At 57.9% G+C, this 12562-nt stretch carries 13 protein-coding genes; 8 read left to right on the top strand and 5 right to left on the bottom strand.

Annotated elements, in window-relative coordinates; translation table 11 throughout:
- Window positions 1-791 (bottom strand): type III PLP-dependent enzyme domain-containing protein (locus ACWKWM_RS11525; RefSeq protein WP_483846264.1); only part of this gene is annotated, 791 nt, incomplete at its 3' end.
- A gap of 372 nt (window positions 792-1163) precedes the next feature.
- Window positions 1164-1397: a DUF6555 family protein gene (locus ACWKWM_RS11520; RefSeq protein WP_483846263.1), complete on the bottom strand. Its 234-nt coding sequence runs from the start codon at window positions 1395-1397 to the stop codon at window positions 1164-1166.
- 312 nt (window positions 1398-1709) lie between these two features.
- Here ACWKWM_RS11520 and ACWKWM_RS11515 point away from each other — a divergent pair, with 312 nt between their 5' ends.
- The 8 genes from ACWKWM_RS11515 to ACWKWM_RS11480 all read left to right on the top strand — a co-directional run bounded on the left by ACWKWM_RS11515 (window position 1710) and on the right by ACWKWM_RS11480 (window position 10948).
- Window positions 1710-3398 (top strand): NAD-dependent malic enzyme, encoded by a 1689-nt coding sequence (locus ACWKWM_RS11515; RefSeq protein ID WP_483846262.1) that lies wholly within the window; start codon window positions 1710-1712, stop codon window positions 3396-3398.
- Window positions 3399-3622: 224 nt separating this feature from the next.
- Entirely contained in the window at window positions 3623-5284 is a 1662-nt protein-coding gene (locus ACWKWM_RS11510; protein WP_483846261.1) for a GMC family oxidoreductase, read from the top strand.
- Window positions 5285-5483: 199 nt separating this feature from the next.
- Window positions 5484-7133, top strand: coding sequence for a phosphoethanolamine transferase (locus ACWKWM_RS11505; protein ID WP_483846260.1), 1650 nt, complete (start codon window positions 5484-5486; stop codon window positions 7131-7133).
- Complete coding sequence (locus ACWKWM_RS11500; protein WP_483846259.1) at window positions 7126-7791, top strand: class I SAM-dependent methyltransferase; 666 nt, start codon at window positions 7126-7128, stop codon at window positions 7789-7791. Before ACWKWM_RS11505 ends, ACWKWM_RS11500 begins: the two co-directional genes overlap by 8 nt.
- A gap of 132 nt (window positions 7792-7923) precedes the next feature.
- On the top strand, window positions 7924-9057 hold the full coding sequence (gene rnd / locus ACWKWM_RS11495; protein WP_483846258.1) for a ribonuclease D: 1134 nt from the start codon (window positions 7924-7926) through the stop codon (window positions 9055-9057).
- Window positions 9054-9347, top strand: a complete 294-nt coding sequence (locus ACWKWM_RS11490) for a YcgL domain-containing protein (RefSeq protein ID WP_483846257.1) — start codon at window positions 9054-9056, stop codon at window positions 9345-9347. The genes rnd and ACWKWM_RS11490 overlap by 4 nt, the downstream gene beginning before the upstream one ends.
- Window positions 9348-9471: 124 nt before the next feature.
- Window positions 9472-10404, top strand: a complete 933-nt coding sequence (locus tag ACWKWM_RS11485) for a D-2-hydroxyacid dehydrogenase (protein WP_483846256.1) — start codon at window positions 9472-9474, stop codon at window positions 10402-10404.
- A gap of 94 nt (window positions 10405-10498) precedes the next feature.
- The gene (locus ACWKWM_RS11480) at window positions 10499-10948 is read left to right on the top strand and encodes a YcgN family cysteine cluster protein (protein WP_483846255.1); all 450 of its coding nucleotides are present in this window, start codon (window positions 10499-10501) and stop codon (window positions 10946-10948) included.
- 87 nt (window positions 10949-11035) lie between these two features.
- On the opposite strand, the gene ACWKWM_RS11475 is transcribed toward ACWKWM_RS11480, so the two are convergent.
- From ACWKWM_RS11475 to ACWKWM_RS11465, 3 genes are all read right to left on the bottom strand, one after another.
- Window positions 11036-11410, bottom strand: coding sequence for a YgaP family membrane protein (locus ACWKWM_RS11475; protein WP_483846254.1), 375 nt, complete (start codon window positions 11408-11410; stop codon window positions 11036-11038).
- Window positions 11411-11494: 84 nt separating this feature from the next.
- A complete protein-coding gene (locus ACWKWM_RS11470) occupies window positions 11495-11983 on the bottom strand; it encodes an RNA methyltransferase (protein WP_483846253.1) in 489 nt (162 codons plus the stop codon).
- Between the two features lie 183 nt (window positions 11984-12166).
- Window positions 12167-12538, bottom strand: coding sequence for a YajD family HNH nuclease (locus tag ACWKWM_RS11465; protein WP_483846252.1), 372 nt, complete (start codon window positions 12536-12538; stop codon window positions 12167-12169).
- Between the last annotated feature and the right edge of the window lie 24 nt (window positions 12539-12562).

Raw genomic sequence — 12562 nt, 5'->3', positions numbered from 1 at the left:
TCGATGGAGCTGTCGACCACGGCCAGGTGCTTGCCGTTGTACAGCGTGTCGAGCACGGTGACTTCCAGCGAGGCGCTTTGGGTGATCGCCGCTTCGCCGGGTTCGAGATACACCTGCACGCCGTATTTCTGCGAAAAGGCTTTCAGACGGGCGCAAAACGCGTCCAGCGGGTAATCGTCACCGGTGAAATGAATGCCGCCACCGAGGCTGACCCACTCGACCTTGTGCAGCAGATGGCCGAAGCGCTCTTCGATGGTCCCCAGCATCTTGTCGAAGAGGGCAAAGTCGCCGTTCTCGCAGTTGTTGTGGAACATGAAGCCGGAAATATCACCCAGCACCTGCTCGATCTTCTCCGGGTCCCATTCGCCCAGACGGCTGAACGGGCGCGCCGGATCGGCCAGCAGGTAATCCGAACTGCTCACCTGCGGATTGACCCGCAAGCCGCGCACGGTGCCCGAGCAGGCCTCGGAATAGCGCTGCAACTGGCCGATGGAGTTGAAAATGATCTTGTCGCAGTTGGCGAGCATGTCCTCGATTTCGTCGTCGGCCCAGGCCACGCTGTAGGCGTGGGTTTCACCGGCGAACTTTTCGCGACCCAGCTTCAGCTCATAAAGCGACGAGGACGTGGTGCCGTCCATGTATTGCTGCATCAGGTCGAACACCGACCAGGTGGCAAAACACTTGAGCGCCAGCAGCGCCTTGGCGCCGGAGTGCTCGCGCATGTAGGCGATCTTCTCCATGTTGCGCAGAAGCTTTTGCTTGTCGATGAGGTAGTACGGCGTTTTGATCATGTCGAGGCCTCCAGCAATGCCCGCCGAAAAAGGAGGCGGATTGTGCCTTCACTTGATAGGGATCGAAAGGGCGAAGGGAATTTTTCGCTGATTTGCGTGGCTCATTACAAAGTGAATGCCCTTTGGCACGCTGCTCGGTGGGCTGATGAAGCGGGATGCCATATAACGCTGGCAATAGTGCAAAAGCACGCGGGAGGGTAGTGCAAATAGGCCTGCCATTGTGTTCGCCACGGACCTAAAATTCGCAGCTAATTTCAGCGGGGCCTCTCATGGAAAAGCGTTTTATCGCGATTGCAGTGTTGATGGCGGCGAGCTGGATATCCGCTGTGAGCGCCATCCTTTGGGTCATTTACTGGAAGTAATACCCGCAAGTTATCTTGGCAACTCTTCCCAAAAAACTTCGCTCAAGCCAAAGCGCTGGGCATGTTTTTCCAACGCCCACAGCTCAGGTCGGCCATGTGGCACGTTGTGCAGCACACCGATCCTGGCGTGCAGGCAGGCGTAATACCATGCGTCCGCATCGTTCATGGTGCGGTCGGGCTGCATGAAGGTCTGTCGCTCCTCTCTGAAGCAATAGTGGATTTGAAAAAACCGCTGAACTGGCATTACCGTCTCCTGGTGGTGTCGGTATGACATCAGTGGCGTTGCGCCAGTTCAGCCCTATGTCCTTTGCGACCGTTTTCAACCTGACAAACCTTTCACTACCCTGCCATCTCCTGCCTAGGCCATCATTTCGCAATCAGCGGAGTGACAAAATGTCGCAATCGGCCTGACGGGCGTAAGATAGGCCCCCTGATTTTCATCTCCCCATTTTTTCGGACGGATCCTGCGCTGAGTTGTCGTGATGCATCGACCTCGGGGAGCCCGTTTTCGGACACTTATTGATATGAGCAAACAGAGAAAAGGCGATCACTGAAAATGACCAAGACCTCGCGACCTTTATATATTTCTTACGCCGGCCCTTCCTTGCTGGAAATGCCGCTGCTGAACAAGGGCAGCGCCTTCACCCCGCAAGAGCGCATCGATTTCAACCTGGTTGGCCTGTTGCCGCAGAACGTAGAAACGATCGAAGAACAATTGGCCCGCGTGTACAGCCAGTACAAGCAATGCGCGAGCGATCTCGACAAGCACATCTATCTGCGGTCAATTCAGGACAATAACGAAACATTGTTCTTCCGCTTACTGGACTCGCATCTGGACGAGATGCTGCCCATCATCTACACCCCGACCGTAGGCCAGGCGTGTCAGGAGTTCTCGAAGATTTACCGCACCCATCGCGGCCTGTTCATTTCCTACCCTGAACGCGATCGCATTGACGACATCTTGCGCAGCGCTACCAAAGATCGCATCAAGATCATCGTGGTGACGGACAGCGAGCGCATCCTGGGTCTGGGCGATCAGGGCATTGGCGGCATGGGCATTCCCATCGGCAAGCTGTCGCTGTACACCGCGTGCGGCGGCATCAGCCCGGCCTACACGCTGCCGATCGTGCTCGACGTGGGCACCAACAACAAAGAACTGCTCGACGACCCGATGTACATGGGCTGGCGCCACGAGCGCGTCACCGGTAAAGAATACGAAGACTTCGTCGCACTGTTCATCGAAGCCGTGCAGCGTCGCTGGCCGGACGTGCTCTTGCAGTTCGAAGATTTCGCCCAGACCAACGCCATGCCGTTGCTGGAGAAGTACCGCGACGAGCTGTGCTGTTTCAACGACGACATTCAGGGCACCGCCTCGGTGGCGGTCGGTACGTTGCTCGCAGCGTGCAAGGCCAAGAACGAGACCCTTGGCCAACAGCGCGTGGTGTTCCTCGGCGCGGGATCAGCCGGCTGCGGCATTGCCGAACACATCATCGCTGCGATGGTCATCGAAGGCCTGAGCGAGGCCGAGGCGCGCAAACGCGTGATGATGGTCGATCGCTTTGGCCTGCTGACCGACAGCATGGACAACCTGCTGGACTTCCAGAAAAACCTCGCACAGAAAGCTGGCGACGTGGCGGGCTGGGCAAGCGCTGATGGCTATGCTGCATTGCTGGACGTGGTGCGCAACGGCAAGCCAACCGTGTTGATCGGCGTATCCGGCCAGCGCGGCCTGTTCACCGAAGAAGTCATCCGCGAGATGCACAAGCACTGTGCCAAACCCCTGGTAATGCCGCTGTCGAACCCAACCTCCAAAGTCGAAGTCACGCCGCAGGAAGTGCTGACCTGGACCAATGGGGATGCACTGGTGGCAACCGGCAGCCCGTTCGCACCCGTGACCATTGGCGATCGCACCTTCCACATCGCACAGTGCAACAACTCCTACATCTTCCCGGGCATCGGCTTGGGCGTGATCGCATCAAAAGCCACGCGCATTACCGACAAAATGCTGATGGCGGCCTCCAATGCACTGGCCGAGTGCTCCCCGATGGTGACCGGCAAGGGCGACGCCGTACTGCCGCCGCTCAAGGAAATCCAGGAAGTCAGCAAGAAAATTGCGCTGGCCGTCGCCAGGCAAGCCCAGGCCGACGATGTGGCATTGGAGACCACCGAAGACGTGTTGCGGGAGGCCATCGAGCGTAATTTCTGGATGCCGAACTACCGCAGCTATCGTCGTAGTGCGGTTTAAAAATGCGCTGAAAAACCTGTAGGAGCGAACTTGTTCGCGAAGGGCCAGGCGATACATTTGCGTCAGATGCACAGGCGTCTCGCGAATGAGTTCGCTCCTACAGAGCTTGGCCCGGCGCTACACAGATGAAGGCCGCCCCATGGAAACATGCGGCGGCCTTTTGTTTTGCGCAGAAAAACATCAGGATGAACCTTCGATAAAAACAAAAAGACAACGAGGGACACATGCAGACTGCCAGTGTGCTCTATGACTACGTAATCGTCGGCGCAGGCCCGGCGGGCTGCTTGCTCGCCAATCGGTTGTCGCAAAACCCTGAACACCGTGTGCTGTTGCTCGAAGCGGGCGGGCAGGACAACTATCCCTGGATTCATGTGCCGGTGGGCTATCTCTACTGCATCGGCAATCCCCGCACCGATTGGTGCTTCAAGACCGAAGCCGAACCCGGTTTGAATGGCCGCTCACTCAATTACCCCCGTGGCAAAGTGCTGGGTGGATGTTCGTCCATCAACGGCATGATCTACATGCGCGGCCAGTCCCGCGACTATGACGAATGGGCGGCGCAGGGCAACAAAGGCTGGGGCTGGCAAGACGTTCTGCCGATGTTCAAGCAATCGGAAAATCACTACGGCGGTGAGTCCGACTTCCACGGCGCCAAGGGCGAATGGCGGGTGGAACAACAACGTTTGTCCTGGCCCATTCTTGATGCGTTTCGCCAGGCGGCCGAGCAAACCGGCATTGCCTCCATCCCGGATTTCAACGGCGGGGACAATGAAGGCTGTAGCTACTTTCAAGTCAACCAGCGACGCGGCGTGCGCTGGAATGCGTCCAAGGCTTTCCTGAGACCGATTGCTCAACGTCCTAATTTAACCGTGATGACAGGTTTCGAGGCCTCGCGGATCGAGTTCCAAAACGGTAGGGCCAGCGCGATCGTCGCCCAGGGCGATTCGGGTGAAATGCTTTTCCAGGCACGCCGGGAAATCATCCTCTGCTGTGGTTCTATTGGCTCGCCCATGCTGCTGCAGCGCTCAGGTATCGGGCCGCGCCCGCTGCTCGAAAAGCTCGGCATTGGCGTTCGGCACGAGTTGCCAGGCGTGGGCAGTAATCTTCAGGATCACCTGCAATTGCGCCTGATCTACAAGGTCAGCAACGGCCGCACGCTTAATCAAATGGTCGGCAGCCTGTGGGGCAAGATGAACATGGGCCTGCGCTACGCAATCAACCGCAGCGGCCCGCTGGCCATGGCCCCCAGTCAGCTTGGCGCGTTTGCCCGATCCGGGCCGGAGCAGACAAGCGCCAACCTTGAGTACCACGTTCAGCCTTTGTCGCTGGAGCGCTTCGGCGAGCCATTACACGCGTTTGCGGCATTCACTGCGTCGGTCTGCGATCTGCGTCCGCAGAGTCGTGGCACGGTGCAAATTCGCTCAGCGCTACCTGATGCCGCGCCGATCATTCAGCCCAATTACCTCAGTCACGAGAACGATCTGAAAGTCGCCGCCGATGCCATCCGCCTGACACGCAAAATCGCAGCGGCGCCTGCGCTGGCGGCGTTCGAGCCGGTGGAGTATTTGCCGGGCGTCAGTCTGCAAAGCGAGGAGGAGTTACGCCAGGCAACCAGCGCGATAGGCACCACTATCTTCCACCCGGTTGGCACCTGCAAGATGGGGCAGGGGCGTGATGCCGTAGTGGATGAAAGACTTCGGGTCCACGGAGTAGAAGGCCTGCGTGTGGTGGATGCCTCAATCATGCCCACCATCACTTCCGGCAATACGTGCTCGCCGACGCTGATGATCGCCGAGAAAGCAGCGCAGATGATCATCGCCGACGCCCGGCAAGCCGATCGTGCTGTCGACATCCCCAAAACCAAGGCTACCGATTCGGTGCATTGAATGATCGAGTGGCCGGCAATCCCCTGACCACTACTGGGTTTTGAGGATTTTTCCTACTGTTAAAACAGCCTTGATAAGACTATTTGTTCGCATCCTTTTCACAAAAAATTGATGGCCCTCTGCCTAAAGTTCGCTACGTCGGAGGAGTGATTTTCCATTGCTCCTTTGGCATCTCCTAACTTGAGTCAAGCAGACCCTCATGCTGAACGTTAAAGCAGTTCGTCCCGAGCTTGTAACTTTGCTCGCCAGCATTTTTTTATTGCTCGGGTTTAACCTGACCCTTTGGCAGCACTTGTTCGCTATTACTGATTTCAACAGTAAAGGCATGATGCTGCGTGCAGCGTTCGGCGTAATCATCTTCTGCGTTTTCAATATTTTTTTGACGCTGTTTGCGTTTAAACGCGTCATGAAGCCAGTGCTGATCGTGTTGTTTATGATCAGTGCGGGGGTTGCCTACTTCATGAATCAATACGGCGTCATGATTGATGCCGGCATGTTCCGCAACTTCGCGGAAACCAATGTCACCGAAGTGCGCGATTTGTTATCGCTGAAGTTTGTCGTTTATATAGTCTTGTTGGGCGTACTGCCCTCGCTGATCCTTTGGAAAATACCGGTCAATTACCGTCGCTGGCACCGAGAGCTGATCAGCAAGACTCTGGTCAGCGTAGGTTGTGCGGCAGCGATCGGCGGCATTGCACTGCTCAATTACCAAGGGCTGTCCTCGTTGTTTCGCAATCATCACGAATTACGTCTGATGGTGGTGCCGAGCAACTATATCGGCGCCTCGATCGGTTACCTGAGCGAGCGAGTTGTGTCAGCGCAAAAGCCGTTCGTGACCTTGGGCGACGACGCCAAACTCGACAGCGAATGGTCGCAGCACAAGCGCAAGTCCCTTACGGTGCTGGTGGTGGGTGAAAGTGCGCGGGCCGAGAACTTCGGCATCCTGGGTTACAACCGGGACACCACGCCGCAACTGAAAAAAGAGCGCGGTGTGATCGCCTTCACCGACGTGCACTCCTGCGGAACCGAGACTGCCGTGTCGGTCCCGTGCATGTTTTCCAATATGGGTCGCAAAGACTACAGCGCGACCACAGCAAGGAATCAGGAAGGCATGCTCGATGTGCTCAAGCGCGCGGGTTTGAACGTGGTCTGGCGTGACAATCAGTCGGGGTGCAAAGGCACGTGTGATCGCGTCACGCTGCAGGATGTCAGTAACCTGAAAGATCCAGTGCTCTGTGCCAACAACGAATGCCGCGATGAAATACTGCTTCAGGGCCTGCAGAACTTTATCGACAACCTGGACAAAGACACGGTATTGGTTTTGCACCAAATGGGCAGTCACGGCCCGGAATACTTCAAGCGCTACCCTAAAGAGTACGAAAAATTTACGCCAGTCTGTGAAAGCAACGCACTTAACAATTGCAGTCGCGAAAGTATTGTTAACGGCTACGACAACACCTTGTTATATACCGATCATGTACTGGCGAGTTTGATCGATATCCTGCGCAGTAATCAGGACAAAGTAGACACGGCCATGATGTATTTGTCCGATCACGGCGAATCACTTGGAGAGTACAACCTGTTCTTGCACGGTACGCCTTATATGCTGGCGCCGGACCAACAGAAGCATGTTCCGATGGTTGCCTGGTTCTCCGATAACTATCAACAGTCGTTCGCAGTCAATACGCACTGCCTGCAAGGTGAACGCAACGCGCCGCTGAGCCAGGACAATCTCTTCCACTCCATGTTGGGACTGCTCAAGGTCGACACCAAAGTCTACAACCCGGCCCTGGATATGTTCGCCAATTGCCGGGGGATTTATACGGACGGGGTACTGGCCAATGAATGATCACAGGAGTGACGCGGCGCAAGTGCGCGAGTGCTCGCCGCCGCACGATCAGGGTCTGGCCCGCAAACTCAGCCTATGGCGTGACGCGCAACTGGCTCGTCACGCGCTGCGCGATGCCGGGGATCCGGGCCTCGTGCTGGATCTTCCGTCGGGTTCTGGACGTTTCTGGCCCGTGCTGGCCGAGCATTCCAATCGGGTGATTCTGGCCGCCGATCCCTCCACAGACAGGCTGGCGGTGGCGCAGTCTCAATCGCCAGCCGAAGTGCGCGGGCGCATTCGCACGTTTCAGAGTTCGGTTTTTTCCATCGGTTTGTCGGCCAATGCGGTGGACTGCATTTTCTGCATGCGCCAGTTCCATCACGTGGCAGAAAGCGACCTGCGCATGGAAATCCTTCAGGAATTCCACCGCGTGACGCGCGACACGGCCATCGTCGCACTGTGGGTCGACGGCAACCTCAAAGCCTGGCGGCGCAAACGTCAGCAACGCTTTCGCCTCGCCCAAGGGGTAGTGGAATTACCGCGCAACCGATTCGTCGTCAGCCGCTCAACCATCGAGTCCGAGTTTGCCAATGCGGGCTTCGCTATCGTCGATCATCACGACTTTTTGCCCGGCTATGCGATGTGGCGGGTGTACGTACTGCGCAAAATCGCCCACTGAGCCGATGAGCGGTCGCTATTTCCACGCGCAGCCCATGCGCAGATGATGAAGATGCTCAAGACTTGCAGGTCGGATGCCCGGTAATCGCTTATAGCGATATATACTGCGCGCCATTCTTCAAGGGAGAGCCGTGTGGCCATCGATATTCACTGGATTCGCGACGACGACAGCCTCGCCCGACATTGCGCACAGTGGCAGGCTCTGCCCTTTGTCGCCCTCGACACCGAATTCATGCGGGTCGACACCTTCTATCCCATCGCCGCGTTGTTGCAGATCGGCGACGGTTCCCGTGCTTACCTGATCGACCCGTTGTTGATCAGCGACTGGCGCCCTCTGGCTTCATTGCTGGAAAGCCCTGACGTCATCAAGGTCGTGCATGCGTGCAGCGAAGACCTCGAAGTCCTGCTGCGCCTGACCGGTAGTCTGCCAGCGCCGTTGTTCGACACCCAGCTGGCTGCCGCTTACCTGAATCTGGGCTTCTCGATGGGTTATTCGCGTCTGGTGCAGGAAGTCCTCAACATCGACTTGCCCAAAGGCGAAACGCGTTCCGACTGGCTGCAACGTCCGCTGTCTGAAACCCAGATCAGCTACGCCGCCGAAGACGCCGTGCACTTGGCCGAAGTCTATGCCTTGCTGCGCCCCCGTCTGACTGACGAAAAGTACGCCTGGGTGGTTGAAGACGGCGCTGAGCTGGTGGCCAATCTGCGCCGCGAGACTGATCCGTACGAGGTCTACCGCGAAGCCAAGCTGGCGTGGAAACTATCCCGTGCCCAGTTGGCTGTGCTGCGTGAGTTGTGCGCATGGCGTGAGAAAGAAGCCCGCGCCCGCAATCAGCCGCGCAATCGTGTGCTGCGTGAGCATGCGCTGTGGCCGCTGGCCAAGACCCAGCCAGACAACCTCGCCGCGCTGGCAAAGATCGAAGACATGCACCCCAAGACCGTGCGTCAGGATGGCGAGTTTCTACTCGATCTGATCAAGAAAGCCGGCAGCGTATCCCAAGACCAGTGGCCTCCGGCGTTGCCCGAGCCGTTGCCGATCGATGCCTCCAACGTGCTGAAATCCCTTCGGGTCATCGGCCAGCAGCAGGCAGAGCGCCTGGACATGGCCCCTGAGTTGATGCTGCGCAAGAAAACCCTGGAAGCGCTGCTCAAGACCGGTTATCCCGACGGTCCCTACCATTTGCCCGATTCGCTGCGTGGCTGGCGCCGCGAGTTGATGGGTCAGACGCTGCTCGACAGCCTGGCCACCCCCGGAGAACAGCCTTGAAACGTATTTGCTCCATCTATCGCAGCCCACGCCGCAACGAAATGTACCTGTACGTGCTCAAAAGCGATGCGCTCGAGCGCGTGCCGGACGAATTGCTGGCCGCGTTCGGCACGCCGCAACTGGCTTTCAACCTGGTGTTGACCCCTGAGCGGGTTCTGTCGCGCGAAGACATCCACGCCGTACTCGCCAACCTCGAAAAGCAGGGCTACCACCTGCAAATGCCGCCTGCCGAAGACGACTACATCGAGCATTTGCCCGAAGAGCTGCTGCGCCGCAACGACCCGATGTAAGCGTTTGCATCATTGAGAAGACCCTGCAAATCATCGCAGGGGTTTACCGGATCGATGCCCGCCCAAGCTCCTTTTGGCCTGGGCAGGCATGGGTCGCAAGTCCCGATTTTTTGAGTTTTGAATCATGCGCGTTCTGATCGCCGAACACGATTTTGCCGTTTACACCGAACTACTCCGTAAAGCCGCTCCCGATATCGAAGTCCTGAGCAGCGGTGACTCTGCCGAACTGGCCAGAATGGCCGCCGATGCGCCTGTCTGGCTGGGTCAGCCTGACCTGCTGGCGAACTTGTTGCGTCAGGGCCACAGGCCGCAGTGGCTGCAATCGACCTGGGCCGGTATCACGCCGCTGCTGGCCGATGGTTTGAACCGCAACTACCGCCTGACCCGCGCCGTTGGCATCTTCGGGCAGGTCATGGCCGAATTTGTCCTGACGTACATGCTGGTTCATGAGCGTGAAGTGCTGGCACGGCTGGTCAGCCAGGTCGAACGCAAGTGGGACAACCGCGCAGGCCACAGCCTGGCCGGTCGCAAAGCGCTGATCGTCGGCACTGGCGACATTGGCGCCACGGTGGCGAAATTTCTGGTGCCGTTCGGCGTTGAGCTTTACGGCATCGCCTCGACCGCTCGCACGCTGGAGCCGTTCGTGGAAGTAGGCGCGCCGAGCGATCTCGAGCGTCTGGTGGGGCAGGTGGATTTCGTCATTAACCTGCTGCCCAACACGCCGCACACCCACGACCTGTACGACGCCAAGCTGTTCGCTCAGTTCAAGCCCTCGGCGCTGTTCATCAATGTCGGGCGCGGCACCTCGGTGGTCGATGCCGATCTGGTCGAGGCGCTCAAGGAAGGGCATCTGGCGGGCGCTGTCATCGACGTCTGCCGCCAGGAGCCGTTGCCGCAACGTCATCCGTTCTGGACCGCCTGGGGCCTGTTGCTGACCGGACACAGCTCCGCGCCGACCTCGCCGACGATGATGACGCAGCTGTTTGTAGAGAATCTTCGGGCTTATGCGGCGAGCGAGCCGTTGCGTGGCGAAGTGGATTTTGCGCGGGGCTATTGAGCCTCGCCTACCGACAGTCGCACGCGCTTGGTCCTGATGGCTGACAGCCTTAAACTGTCGGCCTTTCACTCTATTGATACCGATTCCCGCACCCATGGCCGCTAAAGTCGAACCCTTCTGGATACGCAAAACCCTCGATCAGCTTGATGCCGTCGAGTGGGAATCCTTGTGCGATGGCTGCGGCCTGTGTTGCCTGCAGAAGCTGGAAGACGAGGACGACAACAGCGTTTATTACACGCGCATCGCCTGCAAGCTGCTGGATCTGAAGACCTGTCAGTGCACCGACTACCCCAATCGCCGCGCAACAGTGCCCGATTGCATTCAACTGACGCCAGGGCAAGCGGATGAATTCACGTGGCTGCCGCCGACCTGTGGATATCGGTTGGTCAGCGAAGGGAAGGATTTGCCGCTTTGGCATCATCTGGTGTGCGGCGATCGCGATGCAGTGCATCAGGCGCGGGTTTCACAGTCCGGGCGGATGGTTAGCGAGAACAGCGTGTCGGAAGACGACTGGGAAGATTATTTGATCTTTCGGGCGGGGTAAGGCGCACGGTCATCTGTAGGAGCCAACTTTTCGGCGATGCTCTCAACCGCTCGCGAACAAGTTCGCTCCTACAGAGTTTTCACACGCTTAGATCTCGGTCTTTGGTGCTTTTACCGAATCAATGCTTTTCACCACGGCTTCTTCAGCCGCGACTTCTGCTTTGGTCTTCAAGCTGCTCAATTCCGCACCAGCGCGCTGAATGCGAGATTTGGCTGTCTCCAGATCGCTGCGACCTTTTTCGACCATCGCTTTGGCCGAGCAGTGACCGGTAATACCACGGGCCAGTACTGCGCCGCCGATGGCCAGTTGAATGATGCCGAAAATGCCGCCACGACGCAGGCCTTTGCCCATCATCAAGACGCCTCCCGCCAACGAGCCAATGCGTTCCCAACCCTGCACGTTCTGCTCAGGATGAGGCTCAATAGCGCGGTCAATACGTTCAACGATCGGGGTGTCGCTCATGATGTTTCTCCATGAAGAATTGGGGTCCTTAAAGCTGACTGCCTGAGCCTCGATCTGTTCAATGCGTTTGATCGTATGGTTCGCTTACGTGCCTTGGGTGTCCCGACCGAACTGAGGGCCTGAACGGGTGTTGTTGCCCTTGGCCATGCGGTCGTAAAGCACAACGTTGACGGTTGCGGCCAGGTTCATGCAGCCGGTGGTGGGGATGTACACCACGTCTTCACACCAGTCGCGAATCTCTTTGTCGAGCGAGCCATCTTCAGGGCCGAAGATATAGATCGCCCGGTCAGGATGGGTGTATTCGGGCAACGCGCGCGCCCCTTCGACCAATTCGACCGCCACCGGAATGCAGCCCAGTGGAATGATTTTTTTCAAATCGTCGATGCCGATCAGCGGGATGTCCTGATGGATCTTCTTGGTGTCGGTCACAAAGTCCCGCGCGCGCTCGTAGCGCGTGCCGGTATAAAAAACCGACGCGACGCCATAGCAACCTGCCGCGCGCATCACCGAGCCCACGTTTTCCGGCGATTTTGGGTTGTACAGGCCGATACAGGCATAGCGTTTGTTGGCCACGGGGGAGAGTGCTCGCTGAGGGGGAAGGCGCGGGATTATACGGGAGGCGCGGCAAATACGAACTGTAGGAGCGAGGCTTGCCCGCGAAGCTGCGATTGCGGTGCGTCAGGCTTACCGCGTCCTGACTTCGTCCGAATGCGGCCCAGACCAAGCCTCGCTCCAACAAGGGCAAGGACGTCGCCGTCAGTCGTCTTTCTTCATCAACCCGGCCAGCGCCGCAAACGGGTTGTGCGTTGCTTTGGCGGTTTTCGGGCTGCTGGTGGAGCCTTCGGAGAAATACTGCTGATCGGTATAACGTGAGTGTTCGTTATCGTGGCAGTACAGGCACAACAATTCCCAGTTGGAGCCATCTTGAGGGTTGTTGTCGTGGTTGTGGTCGCGGTGGTGCACGGTCAGTTCGCTCAGGCGTTTGCCGGCAAATTCACGGGCGCAACGGCCGCACACGTGGGGGTACATGCGCAGGGCCTTGTCGCGGTAACCCATTTCGCGGTCGCGTTGAGCGTCGGCGAGGATGCGATCCAGCTTCGAGGTATTGGTCGGGGTGGTCGTACTCATGGTGTCACCTGATTCGTGTTCTGT

The sequence above is a fragment of the Pseudomonas rosaeacicularis genome (assembly GCF_057128745.1).
The sequence above is the reverse complement of the archived record's forward strand: the minus strand, read 5'-3'. Positions and strand labels throughout refer to the sequence as shown.

What these genes read in the sequence shown, in the direction of transcription:
- ACWKWM_RS11520 (WP_483846263.1), bottom strand. Translation starts at nt 1,397, where the DNA reads ATGCCAGTTCAGCGGTTTTTTCAAATCCACTATTGCTTCAGAGAGGAG.
- ACWKWM_RS11515 (WP_483846262.1), top strand. Translation starts at nt 1,710, where the DNA reads ATGACCAAGACCTCGCGACCTTTATATATTTCTTACGCCGGCCCTTCC.
- ACWKWM_RS11510 (WP_483846261.1), top strand. Translation starts at nt 3,623, where the DNA reads ATGCAGACTGCCAGTGTGCTCTATGACTACGTAATCGTCGGCGCAGGC.
- ACWKWM_RS11505 (WP_483846260.1), top strand. Translation starts at nt 5,484, where the DNA reads ATGCTGAACGTTAAAGCAGTTCGTCCCGAGCTTGTAACTTTGCTCGCC.
- ACWKWM_RS11500 (WP_483846259.1), top strand. Translation starts at nt 7,126, where the DNA reads ATGAATGATCACAGGAGTGACGCGGCGCAAGTGCGCGAGTGCTCGCCG.
- ACWKWM_RS11485 (WP_483846256.1), top strand. Translation starts at nt 9,472, where the DNA reads ATGCGCGTTCTGATCGCCGAACACGATTTTGCCGTTTACACCGAACTA.
- ACWKWM_RS11480 (WP_483846255.1), top strand. Translation starts at nt 10,499, where the DNA reads ATGGCCGCTAAAGTCGAACCCTTCTGGATACGCAAAACCCTCGATCAG.
- ACWKWM_RS11475 (WP_483846254.1), bottom strand. Translation starts at nt 11,410, where the DNA reads ATGAGCGACACCCCGATCGTTGAACGTATTGACCGCGCTATTGAGCCT.
- ACWKWM_RS11465 (WP_483846252.1), bottom strand. Translation starts at nt 12,538, where the DNA reads ATGAGTACGACCACCCCGACCAATACCTCGAAGCTGGATCGCATCCTC.